The sequence below is a fragment of the Methanoculleus sp. UBA430 genome (assembly GCF_002506585.1).
Classification (GTDB): domain Archaea; phylum Halobacteriota; class Methanomicrobia; order Methanomicrobiales; family Methanoculleaceae; genus Methanoculleus.
Genome location: NZ_DAXW01000007.1, coordinates 21,814 through 39,847, shown reverse-complemented (window position 1 = coordinate 39,847; position 18,034 = coordinate 21,814). Strand labels below are relative to the sequence as shown.

18 protein-coding genes are annotated in these 18,034 nt (G+C 60.8%); 9 read left to right on the top strand and 9 right to left on the bottom strand.

All coding sequences use genetic code 11. From position 1 onward, the window contains the following. Nucleotides 1-198 precede the first annotated feature (198 nt). The 5 genes from BRA49_RS05795 (at nt 199) to BRA49_RS05775 (ending at nt 5,097) form a co-directional block, all read left to right on the top strand. Entirely contained in the window at nt 199-1,425 is a 1,227-nt protein-coding gene (locus tag BRA49_RS05795) for an adenosylhomocysteinase (protein WP_292384307.1), read from the top strand. 645 nt (nt 1,426-2,070) lie between these two features. Continuing rightward, on the top strand, nt 2,071-2,352 hold the full coding sequence (locus BRA49_RS05790) for a hypothetical protein (protein ID WP_292384305.1): 282 nt from the start codon (nt 2,071-2,073) through the stop codon (nt 2,350-2,352). A 393-nt stretch (nt 2,353-2,745) separates the two neighbouring features. Continuing rightward, entirely contained in the window at nt 2,746-3,567 is an 822-nt protein-coding gene (gene modA, locus BRA49_RS05785) for a molybdate ABC transporter substrate-binding protein (protein WP_292384303.1), read from the top strand. A gap of 46 nt (nt 3,568-3,613) precedes the next feature. Continuing rightward, nucleotides 3,614-4,384, top strand: a complete 771-nt coding sequence (locus tag BRA49_RS05780) for an ABC transporter permease (protein ID WP_292384302.1) — start codon at nt 3,614-3,616, stop codon at nt 4,382-4,384. Next, the gene (locus BRA49_RS05775; RefSeq protein ID WP_292384300.1) at nt 4,384-5,097 is read left to right on the top strand and encodes an ABC transporter ATP-binding protein; all 714 of its coding nucleotides are present in this window, start codon (nt 4,384-4,386) and stop codon (nt 5,095-5,097) included. Before BRA49_RS05780 ends, BRA49_RS05775 begins: the two co-directional genes overlap by 1 nt. Before the next feature lie 181 nt (nt 5,098-5,278). Here BRA49_RS05775 and BRA49_RS05770 read toward each other — a convergent pair whose 3' ends face one another. The 4 genes from BRA49_RS05770 to BRA49_RS05755 form a co-directional block, all read right to left on the bottom strand. Beyond that, nucleotides 5,279-6,136, bottom strand: coding sequence for a DNA-3-methyladenine glycosylase family protein (locus tag BRA49_RS05770; protein ID WP_292384298.1), 858 nt, complete (start codon nt 6,134-6,136; stop codon nt 5,279-5,281). A 33-nt stretch (nt 6,137-6,169) separates the two neighbouring features. Continuing rightward, on the bottom strand, nt 6,170-7,087 hold the full coding sequence (gene nifB, locus BRA49_RS05765; protein ID WP_292384296.1) for a nitrogenase cofactor biosynthesis protein NifB: 918 nt from the start codon (nt 7,085-7,087) through the stop codon (nt 6,170-6,172). A 10-nt stretch (nt 7,088-7,097) separates the two neighbouring features. Then, nucleotides 7,098-8,354, bottom strand: coding sequence for a hypothetical protein (locus BRA49_RS05760; protein ID WP_292384294.1), 1,257 nt, complete (start codon nt 8,352-8,354; stop codon nt 7,098-7,100). 82 nt (nt 8,355-8,436) lie between these two features. Next, nucleotides 8,437-10,428 (bottom strand): methyltransferase domain-containing protein, encoded by a 1,992-nt coding sequence (locus BRA49_RS05755; protein WP_292384292.1) that lies wholly within the window; start codon nt 10,426-10,428, stop codon nt 8,437-8,439. 356 nt (nt 10,429-10,784) lie between these two features. Between BRA49_RS05755 and BRA49_RS05750 the strand changes: the two genes are divergently transcribed. Then, on the top strand, nt 10,785-10,961 hold the full coding sequence (locus BRA49_RS05750) for a CxxC-x17-CxxC domain-containing protein (protein ID WP_292384291.1): 177 nt from the start codon (nt 10,785-10,787) through the stop codon (nt 10,959-10,961). Between the two features lie 44 nt (nt 10,962-11,005). Then, on the top strand, nt 11,006-11,182 hold the full coding sequence (locus BRA49_RS05745; protein ID WP_292384289.1) for a CxxC-x17-CxxC domain-containing protein: 177 nt from the start codon (nt 11,006-11,008) through the stop codon (nt 11,180-11,182). A 107-nt stretch (nt 11,183-11,289) separates the two neighbouring features. On the opposite strand, the gene BRA49_RS05740 is transcribed toward BRA49_RS05745, so the two are convergent. Both BRA49_RS05740 and BRA49_RS05735 read right to left on the bottom strand, forming a co-directional pair. Then, nucleotides 11,290-12,057, bottom strand: a complete 768-nt coding sequence (locus BRA49_RS05740) for an ABC transporter permease (RefSeq protein WP_292384287.1) — start codon at nt 12,055-12,057, stop codon at nt 11,290-11,292. A gap of 7 nt (nt 12,058-12,064) precedes the next feature. Beyond that, a complete protein-coding gene (locus tag BRA49_RS05735) occupies nt 12,065-13,021 on the bottom strand; it encodes an ABC transporter ATP-binding protein (protein WP_394339108.1) in 957 nt (318 codons plus the stop codon). Between the two features lie 170 nt (nt 13,022-13,191). On the opposite strand from BRA49_RS05735, the gene BRA49_RS05730 reads away from it, so the two are divergent. After that, a complete protein-coding gene (locus BRA49_RS05730) occupies nt 13,192-13,632 on the top strand; it encodes an SET domain-containing protein (protein ID WP_292384285.1) in 441 nt (146 codons plus the stop codon). 436 nt (nt 13,633-14,068) lie between these two features. Here BRA49_RS05730 and BRA49_RS05725 read toward each other — a convergent pair whose 3' ends face one another. The 3 genes from BRA49_RS05725 to BRA49_RS05715 form a co-directional block, all read right to left on the bottom strand. Next, nucleotides 14,069-14,578: a hypothetical protein gene (locus tag BRA49_RS05725; RefSeq protein ID WP_292384283.1), complete on the bottom strand. Its 510-nt coding sequence runs from the start codon at nt 14,576-14,578 to the stop codon at nt 14,069-14,071. A 110-nt stretch (nt 14,579-14,688) separates the two neighbouring features. Beyond that, the gene (locus BRA49_RS05720) at nt 14,689-14,850 is read right to left on the bottom strand and encodes a TOBE domain-containing protein (protein ID WP_292384360.1); all 162 of its coding nucleotides are present in this window, start codon (nt 14,848-14,850) and stop codon (nt 14,689-14,691) included. 102 nt (nt 14,851-14,952) lie between these two features. Continuing rightward, nucleotides 14,953-15,936 carry a proline iminopeptidase-family hydrolase gene (locus BRA49_RS05715; protein ID WP_292384281.1) on the bottom strand — a complete coding sequence of 328 codons (984 nt, stop codon included), beginning with the start codon at nt 15,934-15,936 and terminating at the stop codon, nt 14,953-14,955. A 356-nt stretch (nt 15,937-16,292) separates the two neighbouring features. Between BRA49_RS05715 and BRA49_RS05710 the strand changes: the two genes are divergently transcribed. Next, nucleotides 16,293-17,891 (top strand): hypothetical protein, encoded by a 1,599-nt coding sequence (locus BRA49_RS05710; RefSeq protein WP_292384279.1) that lies wholly within the window; start codon nt 16,293-16,295, stop codon nt 17,889-17,891. Nucleotides 17,892-18,034: the final 143 nt, after the last annotated feature.

The window sequence follows — 18,034 nt, the reverse complement described above, 5'->3', positions numbered from 1 at the left end:
GCGGAGCGTCGCAACTCGCACCTTACGGTGCTCGACCTCCGTTCCTGGCGGAGCGTCGCAAGTCGCACCTTACGGTGCTCCTGCTCCGGCCGCTCGCTTCGCTCCCGCCCGTCGCACCTTACGTTTAAGTAATCCTGAAAGATACCTTTACAGGCAAGCCGGACGCATATCCGGACAGATTACCGGTCTGGTGGTTTCATGGAGTCAGGAGATTTAAAAATTGCGTGGGCGCGGCAATATATGCCGGTACTCTCGTCCATTCGGAAACGGTTTGTTGAGGAGAAGCCTTTCTCCGGCATGACTATCGGCATGGCACTGCATGTCGAGGCAAAGACTGCGGTGCTGGTCGAGACCCTGGCGGCAGGCGGTGCACAGGTGCATATCACGGGGTGCAACCCCCTCTCGACCCAGGACGACGTCTCTGCGGCGCTCAACACCCGTAAGGGGATTCACTCCTACGCCCGCCGGGGAGCCGATGTCGAGGAGTATTACGCGGCCATCGACCGGGTGCTCGACGCCCGGCCGGCAATCACCATCGACGACGGCATGGACCTGATCTACCGCATCCACACCGAACGGCAGGATGTGCTTGATGGTGTCATCGGCGGGTGCGAAGAGACCACGACCGGCATCCACCGGCTCCGCGCGATGGCGCGCGACGGGGCGCTCAAGTTCCCGGTCATGGCCGTCAACGACACCCCGATGAAACACTTCTTCGACAACGTCCACGGGACCGGGGAGAGTTCGCTTGCATCGATCATGATCACGACGAATATCCTCATCGCCGGTAAAAGGCTCGTCGTCGCCGGCTACGGCTACTGCGGCAGGGGACTTGCGCAGAAGGCGCGGAGCCTCGGTGCCCGCGTCATCGTGACCGAAGTGGATCCCCGGCGGGCGCTCCAGGCGTATATGGACGGATTCGACGTCATGACGATGGACGATGCGGTACCCCTCGGCGAGATCTTCGTCACCACCACCGGGAATGCGAGCATCATCACGGAGCGGCACTTCCCGAACCTGAAGGACGGCGCGATCCTCGCGAACGCCGGCCACTTCAACGTCGAGATCGACGTCGAGTGGCTCGCATCGCATGCAGATTCCACTCTCCACCGTGACGGCATCGACACCTACCTCCTCGGCGGGAAAGCCATCCACGTCCTCGCTGAAGGGAGGCTCGTGAACCTCGCGACGCCGAAGGGGATGGGCCACCCCGTCGAGGTGATGGACCTGAGTTTCGCCGTCCAGGCTCTCTCTGCGGAGTTCATCGCAAAGCATGGCTGCGAGCTCGCTCCGGGAGTCCACGATGTCCCGTCCGCCATCGATGAAGGGATAGCACGGCTGAAACTTGCCACACTCGGCATCTCGATCGACCGGCTGACGCCCGAGCAGGAAACATATATGAGCAGCTGGACGATCGGGACGTAATTCCCCCTCCTTTTTCTCATCGTCGCGGGAGCCCCGGCACAAGACCTGGGGTAGATGGTCCCGGGCCCAATACGCCGTCAGGTCGGGTGGGCGTCGTCATCACCATTCATTCGCACCATAAACCCGTGGCCGCATTCACAGCACCGGTATTGTGCATAAAGGCCGTGATCGGGGGCGTCGACATCGCCGAGGAGCTCTCCGGGAGAACCGCACCGGGGACATGCCGGCCCTACGTCGTCAAACCAGCGGCCGCACCTGAGACACTGGTGGATAGTATGGATCCGCGGAATTGCAGCGACGATGTCTTCGATGTGGTGCCGGCACCCGCAGAAGGGGCAGGGAGTAGATGCGTCGTCTCCGGCGTCATCCGACGGGTGCGCTGACTTCCGGTTCCCATCTAACACGCGCACGCACCAATCCCCCTCCATCCGGTGAGGTTGCTCCTCTTCGTGATGGTGCTATTCCGCCCTTTTCGTGCCTGCTGAACGCCTCCCGGCAGGCACAGGCCGACCGACCTGCTCTGTCTCATACACCTTTATGGGGGCTCCGATTGCTTAATGATACCTGTTGGTATCTTATGGTATCCGGCTGGAAGAATAATAACAGTGCAATATAATTGTTCTGCCGGGATACCTGAATGGGAAGATGGAGTCTCCCGATAACGTTTCAAGCAAGCAGGTGGGTGTGCGGCTGCCGGGCCACCTCTACCGGTGGCTGAAGAATAAGGTCGACAACGGCGAGTACTCGAATATGGCCCAGTCCGTCATCGGGGAACTTACGAAGGCCAGGACGCTCGAAGAATCTCGGTGCCGGGAGACCACACTATACAATACCTGCGAGGACGAATCCCTTGCCCGGATGGTGAACGAGCGCATCGAGGGAGTCCGCCGTGAGCTTCTGGACGAGATGAAGCGGCGGCGTACCTGATCGGACCTATCATCGTTCTACGTGTGCACGATCGTCGCATGCCGGATAGAGGTGTCCTCGCCAATGCACCTCCTATGGCCGCACCGGCCGTGCGGTACTCCTGCGCCGGTGCGTGCGAGGCGGGGAACCTTCTTACTCCGGGCCGATGGGCATGAAAAACTCCCCTGAACCCTTCTTTTCATTCGCTCCGGCACCGGCCGCCTGCCTGTGGACCGGACCACTCACCCGACTGATGCCCCGGCATTTCGCCCATGTTCCGCGCGTCGGATCTCCAGAGGCACCGCACACTTTTAATACTCTCCCGGGTTGTAAATAAAATTCGCTTTATATTGGTCAGGAATCAACGAAATTAAATATATTGAGCCGCAATTGTCATGTGAGAAAGGTATCAGTATGAAAACGTCAACCTCGGCAACCCTTGTTGCCATATGTCTTCTGGTGATCGCCGGTCTCCTGGTCGCGGGGTGCACGACCACCACCGAGACCCCCGAGCAGACGACTCTGACCGTCTTTACGGCCGCATCGCTCACGGGAGCCTTCACGGATATCGGCAAAGCCTACGAGGCACAGAATGAGAACGTCAAGGTCGACTTCGTCTTTGACGGATCACAGACCCTTCGCACCCAGATCGAGCAGGGCGCGAATGTGGATATCTTCGTCTCGGCGAGTACAAAGCACATGAAGGCGCTCCAGGACGGCGGGTTCATGGACAACAGCACCGTGGCTCCGTTCCTCGGGAACAGTCTGGCTCTGGTAGTCCCGGTCGATAACCCGGCAACCATCAATGGTCTTGCCGACCTGAACAGATCGGGGGTGAAACTCGTCATCGGCACCAAGGATGTTCCCTTCGGCGACTACACCCGGCAGATGTTCGAGAAGATGGCCGCCGATCCTGCCTATGGTCCGGCCTACAAGGACGCCGTGATGAAGAACGTCGTCTCCGAGGAGACGGCGGTGAGCTCGGTGGTGCCCAAGTTGGCGCTCGGTGAGGCGGATGCGGCGATCGTCTACAAGTCGGATGTCTCAAAAGACGACCTGACCAAAGTGACCCGGATCGAGATCCCGGCCCAGTACAACGTCGTGGCCACCTACCCGCTCGGTATCCTTGCGGAGTCACCGAGCAAGGCCGAAGCAGAGTCGTTCATAGCATTCGTCCGGGGTCCGGACGGCAGTGCCATCCTGACGGAATATGGTTTTGACCCGATCCCTGCCTGAGCGTGGGATACCCCTGCTCGGCAGCCGGACGGTATTGAGGAGGGTGATGCTCTCCCTCTTCACCACCGTCCTTCTTGTAATCTTCCTCCTCTTCATCACGCTGCCGGTCGTCTCGCTCTTCCTGCGCATATCGCCGGAGGCGTTCTTCCACTCGCTCACCGAACCGGTGGTACTTGATGCGCTCTCTCTCTCCTTCGTCACCGCGACGGTGAGCACGGTGATCGTCGTCCTCTTCGGGACACCGCTTGCCCTGGTGAACGCCCGACGCGACTACACGGGGAGGGAACTCGTCGACACTCTCACCGACCTCCCTATCGTCCTCCCGCCGGCGGTGGCGGGACTCGCGTTACTGATGGCCTTCGGCCGTCGGGGCGTGATCGGGCAGTACCTCGATATCTTCGGCATCCATATCGGCTTCACTACGACCGCGGTGATCCTCGCGCAGGTCTTCGTCGCCTCGCCGTTCTACATCCGGCAGGCGCGGGCGAGTTTCGAGGCGGTCGACCGCCTCTACGAGGATGCGGCGCGGACCCTCGGGGCCTCACCCGGAGCTGTCGCTCTCCGGATCACCATCCCGCTTGCGTGGGGCGGACTCGTCTCCGGGGCGATCCTCTCGTTCGCCCGGGCTCTCGGGGAGTTCGGCGCCACGATCATGTTTGCCGGGAACTTTCAGGGCAGGACCCAGACGATGCCGCTTGCGATTTATACGACCATGCAAGGAGACATGAACGCCGCGATCAGCCTCTCCATCATTCTTGTCGTGATATCGTTTGCGGTGATCTCTGCCGTGAAGGTCGTCACCCGGAGGAGGTACTGATGCTCTCCGTCCATGTCGTGCGGCAACTGCGGGACTTTGTCCTCGACGTCGCGCTCTCGGCCCGGTCAGGCGAGACCCTCGTCCTCATCGGTGAGAACGGATCGGGCAAGTCCACGGTGCTGAACCTGATCTCCGGCATCCTCACCCCTGACCGCGGCGAGATCACCCTCGAGGACCGGACGCTCTTTTCGTCCGAAAAAAAGGTCGCTATTCCTCCCGAGAACCGGAACATCGGCCACCTCTTCCAGTCCTATGCCCTCTTCCCGCACATGACCGTCTTTGAGAACGTGGCGTTCGGCCTCCGGAGCAGGAAGGTCCCGAAAGCCGAAATAGCCGATGCCGTGGCCGAGCAGCTCGCGACGATGCACCTCTCCGACCTCGCGGACGTCAACGTCGGCCGGCTCTCGGGAGGCCAGCGGCAGCGAGTGGGCCTCGCACGGGCCCTGATCCTCGACCCCGCACTCCTCCTCCTCGACGAACCGCTTGCGGCCGTCGATATGCGGGCTCAGGCGCCGATGCGGAGTGAGCTCCACGACCAGATCCGGAACGCCGGCATCCCCTGCATCGTCGTCACCCACAACCTCCGCGACGCCCTGGAACTGGGGGATCGCCTCTGCCTCATCGAGGAGGGGAAGGTGGTGGTCGACGGTGCGCCGGAGGAGGTGCTCGGGATGCGGGAGAATGGGTTTATCGAGAGCTTTGCCGGAGAATGAGTGAGAGAAGGCATGAGGGGTGGAGGTTCCCCCCAAAAAAGATTTCGTCACGTTCTTACGTCTCGGGTGCCCACCACCCGGTCAATGGTACATGACCGCCGGGCCTCTCTCCTGCTCCTGGCACTGGTCGCGGTTCTTACTCTCGTCCCGGCATCGGATCCGCAACAGGAAAGAATGAGCCTCACCCGGGCCGACTCGCCGGGCCCCGTGCACAATAGAGGTACTCCTGTGCGTACCCCGCGTACTCCCCGAAGTAGTCCCGGCTAAATCGCCGGATCCGCTCATACTCCGCCGGGGTGCACCCCTTCCCGGAGAGGTCCGGGAGGTAGGTCTCCGCCACGATCCGGCGTATCCAGACGTCGACCGGGAACGCCTCGAAGAACCCGAACGCAAAGAGCAGCACGCAGTCCGCCGCCTTCGGCCCGACGCCCGTAAATTGCATCAGCGCCCGCCGCGCCTCTTCGAAAGGAAGGGCGGCGACTCGCTCTGCCCAGTCCGGGTGTTCTGCCACGTAAGCAGCAGCCTCGCAGACGTAATCCGTCCGGTAACCGAGTTTGCAGTCCCACAGGTCCGCGTGGGAGGTTTCTGCAAGCACCTCCGGCTCCGGGAACGCATGCGCCGTTCCAGAATGTCCGTCGATCGGCTTTCCATAGCGCTCCGCCATCAGCGCGACCCGCCGCTTCACCGCCGGGATGTTCGTGTTCGTGGCGCAGATGTAGGAGATCAGGCACTCCCAGGGCTGTTGTCTGACAAGCCGGAGGCCGCGGCACTCCTGGATGGCAGCGCCGATGATGGGATCGCGGTCGATGGATGCGAGGATCGCGGGGAGGTCCTGGTCCAGCTGGAAGTAGGCGCGGACGAACCCCGCATCCGCCCCCTCAAACGTGAGCCGGTTTGCATCCTGCCGTATCCGGACAGCCCGGCCGCAGGAGACCCCCTGCCACCACCCGTCCGCCTTCTCCCAGCGGAAGGCCTGGCCGCAGGAGAGCGTCCGGTCGAGGTCAAACGACCGGTCGTCGTGAAGCGTGATCGTCGTCATGGCCGGCGAGCCCGGCAGGTGAAAAAGAGTTGGTTATTGTGCCTTCTGCTCATCCTTCATCTGTTGGTAGACACAGGACTGCACATCCTGCCCGAGTTTCCCGATCGCGTCCGCCCGACAGCGTGCGCAATGCCGCATCTGCTTGATGAACGGGGCGCACCGGTCCTGCATCTCCCGCTTATCCTTCGGCGTCGGGGGGGTGATCCCGGCGAACTTGTACTGCGGGATGAGGGGAATGACGTTGAAGGTGAACGCTCCCATCTCACCGACCTTCTTTGCTATCTCGGGTATGTGCTCGTCGTTGATCCCGGGGATGTAGACGGTGTTTATCTTCACAAACATCTTCTTTGCAACCGCCATCTCGATCCCCTTCATCTGCTGGGAGAGGAGGAGTTCCGCCGCCTCACGCCCATGATACTTCTTCCCGTTGTACTCGACCCAGGAGTAGATCTTCTCCCCGATCGCAGGGTCGATGGCGTTGAGCGTGACCGTAACGTTCCCGACATCGTACTTCGCCAGTTCCTCGATCGACTCCGGGAGCATGAGGCCGTTCGTGCTGATGCACATGATCAGGTGCGGGAACTCCTCGTGGACCAGCCGGAGCGCCTCAAACGTCTCGGGGTTTGCAAGCGGTTCGCCCGGCCCCGCGATGCCGATCACCTTCACGTAGGGGTGCTCCTGCATGACTTTCCGGACAAGGTCGAGCGCCTCCTCCGGCGGGAGGACCCTGCTCGTCACACCCGGCCGGCTCTCGTTTACGCAGTCAAAATCCCGCACGCAGTAGTTGCACTGGATATTGCACCTCGGGGCGACGGGGAGGTGGCATCGCCCAAAGGAGTGACACGCTTTATCGGAGTAGCAGGGGTGCTCGCTGATCTTGCGTAGCTGCTCCGGATCGTAGGGGACCTCCCTGCCCTGGACCGTCGCGGTCCGATACGATTCATCGGCCATATAACATGATCTATGCGCCAGAGGATATTATATACTGATGGGTGCCGGCGGGCTTGCGGCACTCGTATCCTGCAGTCCGATCGGCCGGCTCCGTATGCACCAGGCCTTCGGGTTCCGGTGTGGGTTTTGGGGGCGCGCCGTGGCTCCTGTCAAGGATAACGGGGATCTCGGGGAGAACGAGATAAACCGGAAAGAAGCCGAAGATGCTATGATACTCCGCTGTGTACATCTGCATTCGCCTGTAGTCGCTCTGCATCCGCGATAGTTCCGCCACGAGGTCCGCAAGATGCCCCGTGCTCTGGATCTCCTCCGGAACTCTTGGGACTGTAGTGAGACGGTTCAGGATCTCGTCTCGCAAGACATGGACCTTGTAGCCGCCTACTTGCAGGAAGAGTTCGCGGCTGTAGGTCCCCTGCAGGTACCGGACGATCACGACCTGCGAGGCAAATATGGCAAAGAGCGGCAGGAGGCCCCACCCAAGAGCGAGGTTGACTGAGGCGAGAAACGTGGAGAGTGTCATCCCCGGGAGGAAGATCGCCGATACGGCGAGGATCCCGCTCGCTGCCCCCAGGGCGGTGACGAGGAGGATGACCCGCATTGCCGCCCGCCAGCCTGCCCTGATCTTCTCCTGCAGGTTCGTCCGCATTCCATCGAGTGAGAGAAAGAAGTCTGTTGTATATGGCTTGACATGCCAGATGCCGGCATAGAAGAGGATGATTGCAAGGGACTGGAGCGTGATCAGTGCTGCCGCTCCCGGCTTGAGGGATCCCGCAACCCAACCGCTGAAGAACGCAAAGAGTATATTGATGCCGAATAGCAGCCCGAACCCGGCGGCGAGAGGCTGACTGTTGATGAAGAAGGTGTCCCAGAAGACCTTCCCGAACGTCCTCCCCTCGCGGCCCAGGAGATAGGAGACCCCTCCTGCTTCCCGGATCGATCGGACGATCTCTCCGGCGGTCTCCCTGCCCCGGAAGGCCATCTTCCCGCTACCGGTCGGGATCATCAGGATGAAGGGATTCACCATATAGAGGATGAAACTCGAGACGATCCAGTAGAGCATGAAGCGGGGGAAGACGAGCAGGAAGAAGAGGTTCGCGAGGACAGCGACGAGGATGAAGGGGCCTGTGGCGTGGAGCCGGTCGTCGCGGGCGAGGAGGGACGAGTGCCGCTCCTCCTCACGCGCGATCTCATCCTTCACGTCTCTTGCGAGCGCCCCGGCCTCCCGGGCGTACCTTCCAGCGTGAATGTTGTTCTCCGGTAACACCATCTGCGGGAAGACAGTGGTCTCTCCAGGATAAATGCGTTCGCAAGATCTGGACCGTTCCCACTCCGGCGAAAGATTGGGTAGGTCAGGCTGTCTGCCGGGTGAGATCGAGCGAGGAAGACCCGGCTTCGGCCTCCCGCGCTGACCTTTCCTGCTCCATACCTAACCGCTCCTCCGCAGATTTGAGAATCAGGCCGAGCATCTCAGGATACGTCAGGCCCGCATACTTTGCCATCTTTGCGAGGTGGCCGTCCCAGCACCAGCCGGGGTTCGGATTGACCTCGAGGAGTTTCGGGCTGCCGTGCTCGTCCAGGCGCCAGTCGAACCGACAGTAGTCGCGGCACTCCAGGCGCTCAAAAAGGGCGAGACAGCACCGCACGACCAGTCTTTCGGTCTCCTCGGGGAGATCCGCCGGCCTTGATACGATCTTCCAGTACGGCGAGTCTGGAAGCCACTTCGCTTCGTAGCCGCAGAGCCGGGGAAGGTCCGGGGGCAGCGCGGAGTAGTCTTCCTCGGTGATGGGAAGCACCGTGCAATATCCCGATGGATTCCCGATGATGCCGACGCTGATATCCTTTCCCGTAAGGAACTCTTCGACAAGGAGCGACTGGTTGTATCCGAGCGTCGTCCGCAGGGAATTGATGACGTCGGAGAGTTCTTCGATGGTATGGGCGATGCTCCGTTGCGTAATGCCGTATGAGGAGTCGCCTGCGTTCGGCTTGACGATCACCGGGAGATTCATCCCGACATCGTAGGTACGGTCGCCAGGAGTGATGAAGCAGGCGTCCGGCACCGGAATTCCCATCTCTTTCGCGACTCCGCGCACGAGCGACTTGTCATAGCAGAACGCGAGTGATTGTGGTCCGGATCCCGTGTACGCGATATCGAGGATCTCAAGGAGCGCCGGCACGTGGAGTTCTTTTCGTGGATCGTTGTTGAATCCCTCGTCGCAGAGGTTGAAGGCATAATCCACCTTTCCTTTTAGTTTCGGGAGGTCCTGCATCAGAGTCTCGTGTTTACACAGGTAGGTGAACCGGTATCTTTTCAGTTCCCGGAGGGCCGCCTTCATCTGGTCGATGGTGTAGAAGTCGTCGTCGTCGAAGGTACAGGAGGGTTTCAAGGCATCGGGTTTGGCGGGGTCGCCGAGAATCACCGCGACATGTTTTGTCCTCTCCTGCCCTCTTGCCTTCGTCGTCGCCCACTCCTTCTTGAGAACCGCGGTGACGATGTGGCGGCGCTCCATCATGCCGAGGTCCTGGTTCCGTTGTGACTCCGTGGCGATGCCGTGGAAAGTGATGCCGGAGAAGCCCGCCCGTTCCAGGAGTTTTCTGAGCGCCTCGGGGGTGTAGAGACGTTCGGCATAGAACTGGTCGGCGACGACGCCCTTATTGACGTCGGTGATCACTTCCCTTGAGATCAGGCGCTGCGAATCAAGCGAGAGGGACCGCTCCCGGCAGACAAACATCGTATCGTCGATCCACTCCCACGACCTCGCCTGAAAGTGCTCCTTCAGGTACTCGCCGTCGGCCACATCCAGGAGCACCCGCCCCCAGGGCTTGAGGATGCGCCGGAGTTCGGTGAGGACCCGCAGGTCTTCCTCGACGGAATCAAAGTAACCGAAACTGTTCCCGAGGACGAGGACGACATCGTAGGTGTCGGTGCGATAGGGCAACCGGCGTGCGTCTCCTTCCCGGAACCGGATCGAGAACCCCTCTTTCTTCGCGGTCGACCGGGCACGCTGGATCAGGTAATGCGACTGGTCGAGCCCTTCGGCGTTGTAGCCCCTGCGCACAAGTTCAAGGGTGTGCCTTCCCTGGCCGCAGCAGAGGTCGAGGATCTTCGCGTCGGGCCCCAGGTTCAGGACCTGGGCGATCCGGTCGATCTCGTTTCTGGTTATCTGCTGGTCGTCGACGACGTCGCCGTCGGTCTTCAGGTAGAGACGGTTGAAGATACCTTTCCACCAGTCGGATTTCACATGCTCTTCAAGGTTCGGGACCGGACCGAACGTCCTCCTGTCCCGGTGTTTTCCCTTCAATTTGCTATCAGGGGGTTCGTCTGTGTGGATCTCATCGGTCATGCTGAGCCTCTCATCCTAATCCCATCTCCGGGATAGAATCGGCGTTTTGCCAGGTTGCAAAAGAGAGCGGTTGACACGTGCCATAGTTGGATAATCATTGAGTAGGATGGCATCGATAAAAGCGTTATGTCATCGTTCTCTCTGTCAGAGTAAACAATCACGTGATAAGAGGGTTTCACCCCCCCTGAAGCCCCCCTCACGCGCCGGAGGATGTGGGACCTGTGCTTCCCGGTGCGTGGTGGGAACCGGGTGGAGTGAGCAGATCAGGGCCGGTTTTGGTCTCCGGGATCCCGGAGAAACACCTATATGCAGGCAGGTTATTGTATATGTGCAGACTATCTGCATGGTTGAAGTATATGGATGAGAGATATCCGAGCAGGGGTTCCCGCTCGTTTGAGGGCCGCCCCCGCGAGTTCCACAAGGCAGTCTGTTCCGACTGCGGCAAAGAGTGCGAAGTTCCTTTCAAGCCCACGGAGGGCAGACCCGTCTATTGCCGCGACTGCCTCCCGAAGTACAGGAAACCCCGGTACTGAGTCGTTTGTGTGAATACAGTTTCCCACATGTGAGTGAAATCCCAATGAATGAGAGATATCCGAGCAGGGGTCCCCGCTCGTTTGAGGACCGCCCCCGCGAGTTCCACAAGGCAGTCTGTTCCGATTGCGGCAAAGAGTGCGAAGTTCCTTTCAAGCCCACGGAGGGTAGACCCGTCTATTGCCGCGACTGCCTCCCGAAGCACAGAAAACCCCGATTCTAACTTTTTTTGGCGCGCACACGTGAGGATCCGCTCCTCGGAGTTGCCGGCCATGCGTCCGCCCCGCGCATGCAGCCCTGAAGGGTTTGCCCATTGTATTCTCCTGCCGCTCACACGATAAGCCGCCTCCTCATCAACCTGATGGCGAGGACGAAGAAGAATACTGTCGCCAATACGATCCAGACAAGGCTGAGGAGATTGATTGGTGAAAAGTTCGAGAGCGTTATCGCCCGGTTGATGCCGACGATGTGCGTCAGCGGGAGAACGGCGAGGGCAAAGTACTGGATCGGTTGCGGAAGCAGGTCAAGGGGGAAGAACGTCCCCGAGAAGAGGAACATCGGGGTGATGAAGAGGAACGAGGGATAGTTGAGCGCATCAATACTCGGCGTGATCGCCGTGAAGCACATCGCAATACCTGCAAAGAGAAGGCCGGCAAGGTAGGCGAAGGGGATGAGCAGCAGGGATGACGGCATGGCCACGACGCCGAAGAGGAGGAGCACCGGGAGCATCAGGGTTGCATAGATCATCCCACGGGTAGCGCCCCAGAGCATCTCCCCGGCGATCACTTCGTCGATGCTGACCGGCGTTGCGATGACGGCATCAAACGTTTTCTGGTAGTACATCCGGACAAACGACGAGTATGTGCACTCAAAAAATGCCGAATACATCACCGATATCGAGACGAGGGCCGGTGCGATGAAGACCGGGTATGGTATACCGTCGATAGCCTCGACATACGTGCCGAGGCCGAATCCCAGGGCCAGGAGGTAGAGGACCGGTTCAACGAAGGGCGGGATGAAGTTTACCCGGTAGGTCCTGAGGAAGGCGTCCCAGTTCCTCCGCCAGACACTCCATACCCTGCCGGTGATGTCGATCATCGCTCGCTCACTCTCGCAGGCTCCGGCCGGTCAACCGCAGGAAGACGTCCTCAAGGGTTGCCGGGCGAACCGTCACCGCCGCCTCGTGCCGGCAGACCTCGAGCAGGTTGCGTGCCACGTCGTGGGGACGATCCGTGAAGACCTGGATTACGTCGCCAGCAGGGTCATAGTTCACGCCAAGTCCGGTCAGGCAGGAGATCACCTTCTCTGTCTGCTCGACCTCGACGATATCGCTCCCGGCATGCTCCCGGATGAGGTCTGCCGGGGCGCCCTCGACGAGGATCTGTCCGTGATCCATGATTACCAGTCGATCGCAGAGACGTTCCGCTTCGTCGAGATAGTGCGTGGTGAGGACAAGGGTGTTCCCTGCCGCCTGGAGGCTCCGGAGTTTCTCCCAGATCAGGTGCCGCGCCTGTGGGTCGAGCCCGATGGTGGGCTCGTCGAGGATGAGCAGTTCCGGTGCGTTGATCAGGGCCCGGGCGATGATCAGACGCCGTTTCATTCCGCCCGAGAGTTTGTCGATCAGGACATCCCGTTTCTCCTCAAGTTGCATGAATGCGAGGAGTTCTTCCGCCCGCTGCTCTGCCTCCCGCTTCGGGATGCCGAAGTAGCGGGCGTAGACCAGCAGGTTTCGGTAGGCTGAAAAATCCGGGTCGAGGTTGGTCTCCTGCGGCACCACGCCGATGTGATTTTTTATCTCCCGCTGGTGGGTATCCACATCCATATCGAAGACCTGCAGGGTGCCCCCGGTCTTAGGGGAGACGCACTGGATCATCTTCATGGTCGTCGTCTTTCCCGCGCCGTTCGGCCCGAGGAACCCGAATATTTCCCCTTCTTGAACCCGGAAGGCTATACGGTCGACTGCGATGAGATCCTCAAACCGCTTTTCCAGGTCGCGCGCTACGATGACGTCGCCGATGATCGTTCCTCCTGATCTGTCAGTGAGGTCGTGCGAATAGAACACTCTTTCGCTTGCCCATCCCTCTCTCCGGCGAAGGCGGTCTCTGGCTGTCTTCCTGTATTCATCGGGAAGAAACAGCCGTAATTCTCTCTGGCCCGGCCCGGAGGCCGCATCCTTTTTGTCCGGACAGGGTCTACTAGTATAACTCATACGTATGGAGAAGCGACGATACCATGATTGATGGTGCTGGAGGGCGGGGTGCGGATCCGGACGAGGCCATCTTCCCTTCCGATCTTGTCTATGTCTCTTCGTCGGATTGTCGTGGCCGTGGAGTATTCGCCCGCCGGGATCTCGTGGCCGGCGATCTGATCGAGGTCTGCCCGGTGATCGTGCTCGGGGGATTGGATGAGCAGGAACTCCTCGATAAGACGCGCCTCTTCAACTACTACTTTGCGTGGGGGGAGCACCAGGAACTGGCCGCCGTGGCGCTGGGCTATGGGTCACTCTACAATCACTCCTACCACGCGAACGCAGACCATGTCTGTGACGTCCTCCGGGGCGAGATCCGTATCTACGCCCATCATGCCGTCCGGAAGGGCGAGGAGATCACCATCAACTACGGCGGCCGGCCTGACTGTCCGGATCCCGTCTGGTTCGATGTGGTGGAGAATTGAGTTCTCTTTATCATCTCCGTGTTCGCACTGGTTCGCTCCCGCGGAGGCGCCGGAGCACGGTTGCTGCCGGAGGAGCAGCGGTGTTTTACCGGCACCGGGAACCGGGGGTGGAGGCAACGTCCCGGTCCTCCCGGGCCGCTCCGGGTTGCGCGCCTGGATCTCCAGTGGAAATCAGGGGGTTTGCCATAATCTCCCCAGATCGTAGAGATTATCTCGATCGCCCGTAATGTCCGCCGACCCCTGTAACCGTCCCGCCGGCCCTGCAGGTGGCTCAGAAATGCCCGTCATTTTTAAGGATTTTATGGGATTAAAGGACAATTTAAGGATATCATGCCTGGCCATCTGCAACGCGGGGGCATGATCGCGGCGATATTGCCCGGAACTTCCCGGGATTTCCCTGTAAAGGCCGTGCCGGCCGATATACCGTACCGGCGTTCTAGCGTCGGATGACCAGTTGCACCTGCTCCGTCCGCACGGTCTCCCCTCCGGTCGCCGTCACCATGGCGTCCACGGTTGCGGTGGAGACAAGGGGCGGGAGGTCGGGCGCCACGACGTCGTACGTGAGCGGGGGGTAGGGCGGGGAGACCGTGCCGAGGTCGTGGTTGTCGCGGAAAACGCCCCCGAGCGCCGTAGCGGAGACAACGACATGCACGGGTGCGGAAAAGCCGCCTTTGGGGTGCACTCTGAGCGTGAACCTGACGGTATCGCCGGGCCGAACCGTGGCGGCTCCGGGGGTGACGCTGACGGAGAACGAACGGGAAACGACCTGCACCGGGGCTCCCGTCGCCACCGGCGTCCCCTGCGTTGCTGTCGGGGCCGGGAGAGGTGCGGGCTGTCCTGGAGGGGATGCGTCCTCGTCCGCGAAGAGGCCGTAGGCGATGACGATGCCGGTGAGCACGACGCAGATGAGGACCGCGATCAGCATGGGGGAATATTCTCGTACCATGGTGCCGGTACTCCCTCGATGGGTATGCTGCCAACGGTTGCTGGCGTATTTATGCGTTGCTGCCCTGCCGTTTCGGGAACTGCAGGCCGGGGAAAAAAGGGTGGGGTTGTTCAGTCGGTAGCGACCATGACATCTGTCGACTTGACCCCGGCGTAGACCTTCTTGCCGACGGCAAGCCCAAGGTTCTCCACGGACTTTTTCGTGATGACTGCGATGAGTTCGCCGTCCCCGCTAGGTTTTGATCCCTGAAACCCTGGTGCGGTCGTGCGTATTCTTCCCGTGCAGGCGGGGGTTCCACGATGCCCCCTGTCGCCAGGGATGAGGAAGAGCGCTGCTGCCTGCTCTGTCCCCGGAGTGAAAAAAAGGCTTCCCGATCAGGGTGCCGTATCGACCCTGCGCAGGAACTCCCGCACGGCCGCGAGGTACGCCTCGGTCTCTTCGAGGTGGTGGCTGTGCGAAGCGCCTTCAAAGACCTCGAGGTCCGATCCCGGCACCAGGCTCTGGTAGTATATCATGGTCGCGGGCGATGCCTCGTCGTACTCCCCGCAGGTGAAGAGCACCGGGACCGAGAGTTCGGCGAGCCGGTCGGCGACGCTGAACTCCCGGAGGATCCCCGTGCAGGTGAACTCGCTCGGCCCCCACATCTGCAGATAGATCGGCATGGCGAGCCGTTCAAGCGACCTGTTCAGGCACTCTGGCCAGGGGTCCGTCCGGCAGACGTGCCGGGCGTAATACGCCTCCATGGCGTCCTGGTATTCCGGCGAGTCGAAGTTCCCGCTCGCCTCCCCCTCCCGGACGGCCTCCTGCATCCCGTCGGGGAACGCCGCAAGGTTCGCCCTCTGATCCGCCACCCACCGATCGGCGTCCAGCAGCGGCCCGGAGAGGATCAGGCTCTCGACGCCGCCGGGGTTTGTGGAAAGCACGTATTCGGCCGCGAGGCCGCCCCCCCACGACTGGCCGAGGAGGTGCACCCGACGAAGTCCGAGCGCGTCGCGGACCTCGCCGACCTCTCCGACGTAGCGCTCCACCGTCCAGAGGGCGGGGTCGTCCGGAGCACCGGAGTTCCCGCACCCGAACTGGTCGTAGAAGACGACCGGCCGCTCGTCCGCGAGGGCCTCGAGCGGCTCGAGGTAGTCGTGCGTCATCCCCGGACCCCCGTGGAGGACCAGGAGGGGCGTTCCCGCGCTGTCCGCGCCGACGACCCGGAACCAGACCCGGCCGCCGGCGACGTCGACATAGCCTTCGCGGGTGTCGCCGTCGGTTTCTGTTATGGTGACGCTTGATGCGTCGCCTGTCCGGTCAGTCGTGATGCAGAGCGCGAGCAGCAGCGCTGCAGCTGTGAGAAAGATCAGTAACATGAGATATCCCCCGTGACCTGTTGCCCGGCATGGTTGAATCCTGAATGCACCATCAAGGAAGGTTGTCGGTCGCCTCCCCGATGTATGTGCTCTGCGGAACTGTTTGTCAGGATGTATTTAGAACGTTGCGGAATGAAATCTGAAGCGCATCCCGGTAGCGTCCGTGTTGTTCCTTCTTTCCGGATGTCATCGTCCGGTGTGAAGCAGGCCGCTCCTGAATGCTGCGTCGCGCATTGCGCTGAGTCTGTCTAATTTTCTTTCATAAACGTTTAAATTCCCTGTATCTTTGTTCTCCGTCGCCTTACCTCTTCGATATCTTTAATCCTCCAGGTGATCTTTCTTCAACCATGCATGTTATGCCCTCGCCGAAGACCGCTATAGCCCTCTTCGTTCTGGTGATGCTGGTCATACCTCCCGTGACTGCTATGTCCGCCGGGACCCTCGTCATTACGGAGCCCTCCCAAAATGAGACCACCTTTGCCGAGATGCGGGACTTTTATGTTTACGGGATCTTTCCGACACCGCTCACGCACCCCGGGAACATCCGCATCGTCCTCAAAGACGATAGCGGCGCTGTTCTCCGCACGGTCATGAGCAGCGTCGATGAGACCGGTGTTACAGCGGAGAGTTCGGTGGATATGAGTCTTGTTCCGGAAAAGTGGGGAGGGCTGTTAGCCCCGGACGTGATCATCTGGCCGGGAGGTATTACAAACGGCAGCAACAAGGTACTGGTGACCGATACCTACTACCTTGCCCTGGTACAGGGCGGCGTAACCAGGGGGATGGGAAGTTACACCGATGTCAGCGGCGGGAGACTGGAGCCGATTACGCGGGATCTGACCGCCGGAACCTACACGCTGGTCGTGGAAGGACTGGACGGGGATCTTGCCGGAGAGAGGGTGGAGAAGGAGATCGCCTTCGGCACGACCCATGCGTCCCTTGGTGTCTTCCGCCCCGATGAGAACAAGCAGAACGTAATCGGCTGGGCGGAGGAGAGAACGCCGCCGCTCCGGGTCTACCTCGGCTGGCTCCCGGGATACTTCCGGAGCGGCGACGGCGGGTATGAGATCCCGGATCGGTGGCAGGCGAATAACGCCATTGAGGTGGTAAACGACCTGCCGGGGACAACGGTCGATAGCGTTGCAACTGCAGAGAACGACTGCCTCATCTACAACATCGGCAACACCTCTGCGACCTTGCAGGTCGAACTTGCCGCGATCCTCAGGAACGGTCTTGAGGATTCCGACCATACGACGTTCACGCACTACGATGTCGGTGAGGCGTCGATGGCCTGGACGGATAGAGCGAGCGGTGCGGTCATGTCGGTAACCGGACGGTTGGTGGCGCACCCTGCCGGGACCCGGGTCGTGTACACCCGTGCGGAGATCACGGATGAGCCGGTGCGGGATAACCACTTCGCCACGGTCGTGAACGACAGCCGGAAAACGGTCGATATAACGCCGATGCAGGTGAGGATCGTGCAGGGGGAGAACCTGACGTTCTATGGGGTGACGCGGCCGAGTGCAACGACGCTGACGGATGCCGGCAGCGCCTACCGCTACATCCCTGACGACCAGATTGTCACATACGTCTATGAGAACGCAACGCTGGGGCGGTTCACGTTCACCGGCTGCCTGCATCGCGAGTTTGAAGGCGGGTACATCGGGAGTGCCAACTACGAGTTCGGGCACGCGTTTGCAAACACCTCAACGATGCCGGCAGGAACGTGGCTGCTCGCGGTGAACGCCTACAACACGACCGGGGCTCTCGTAGAAGAGACGAACCGGACGATCGAACTGGAGGTGACGGCACCGTCGCCGGCAACGACTCAGTCCACGGCGGCGGCTGTTGCTGTTGCGGCACCTGCGCCGACGGGGGCAGCGGAGGTACCCGGGTTCGGGGTTGTTTACGTGGTGGTGGGGCTTCTGGTGACGGTTGCGCTTCGCCGCAGGTGACTGTCCGTTCAGGCCCTTTTTGTTTTTCCTCGTCGGGGCTCTCCCGGGGGCTCTGGAGCAGCCCTGGATAAGTTAGACCAAAAACTGAAACCAGAAATACATAACCTGTCGGTATATACGGTTTGTCCGGTGGCAGAATGCTG

What these genes read in the sequence shown, in the direction of transcription:
- BRA49_RS05795 (WP_292384307.1), top strand. Translation starts at nt 199, where the DNA reads ATGGAGTCAGGAGATTTAAAAATTGCGTGGGCGCGGCAATATATGCCG.
- BRA49_RS05790 (WP_292384305.1), top strand. Translation starts at nt 2,071, where the DNA reads ATGGAGTCTCCCGATAACGTTTCAAGCAAGCAGGTGGGTGTGCGGCTG.
- modA (WP_292384303.1), top strand. Translation starts at nt 2,746, where the DNA reads ATGAAAACGTCAACCTCGGCAACCCTTGTTGCCATATGTCTTCTGGTG.
- BRA49_RS05780 (WP_292384302.1), top strand. Translation starts at nt 3,614, where the DNA reads ATGCTCTCCCTCTTCACCACCGTCCTTCTTGTAATCTTCCTCCTCTTC.
- BRA49_RS05775 (WP_292384300.1), top strand. Translation starts at nt 4,384, where the DNA reads ATGCTCTCCGTCCATGTCGTGCGGCAACTGCGGGACTTTGTCCTCGAC.
- BRA49_RS05770 (WP_292384298.1), bottom strand. Translation starts at nt 6,136, where the DNA reads ATGACGACGATCACGCTTCACGACGACCGGTCGTTTGACCTCGACCGG.
- nifB (WP_292384296.1), bottom strand. Translation starts at nt 7,087, where the DNA reads ATGGCCGATGAATCGTATCGGACCGCGACGGTCCAGGGCAGGGAGGTC.
- BRA49_RS05760 (WP_292384294.1), bottom strand. Translation starts at nt 8,354, where the DNA reads ATGGTGTTACCGGAGAACAACATTCACGCTGGAAGGTACGCCCGGGAG.
- BRA49_RS05755 (WP_292384292.1), bottom strand. Translation starts at nt 10,428, where the DNA reads ATGACCGATGAGATCCACACAGACGAACCCCCTGATAGCAAATTGAAG.
- BRA49_RS05750 (WP_292384291.1), top strand. Translation starts at nt 10,785, where the DNA reads ATGGATGAGAGATATCCGAGCAGGGGTTCCCGCTCGTTTGAGGGCCGC.
- BRA49_RS05745 (WP_292384289.1), top strand. Translation starts at nt 11,006, where the DNA reads ATGAATGAGAGATATCCGAGCAGGGGTCCCCGCTCGTTTGAGGACCGC.
- BRA49_RS05740 (WP_292384287.1), bottom strand. Translation starts at nt 12,057, where the DNA reads ATGATCGACATCACCGGCAGGGTATGGAGTGTCTGGCGGAGGAACTGG.
- BRA49_RS05730 (WP_292384285.1), top strand. Translation starts at nt 13,192, where the DNA reads ATGATTGATGGTGCTGGAGGGCGGGGTGCGGATCCGGACGAGGCCATC.
- BRA49_RS05725 (WP_292384283.1), bottom strand. Translation starts at nt 14,578, where the DNA reads ATGGTACGAGAATATTCCCCCATGCTGATCGCGGTCCTCATCTGCGTC.
- BRA49_RS05715 (WP_292384281.1), bottom strand. Translation starts at nt 15,936, where the DNA reads ATGTTACTGATCTTTCTCACAGCTGCAGCGCTGCTGCTCGCGCTCTGC.
- BRA49_RS05710 (WP_292384279.1), top strand. Translation starts at nt 16,293, where the DNA reads ATGCCCTCGCCGAAGACCGCTATAGCCCTCTTCGTTCTGGTGATGCTG.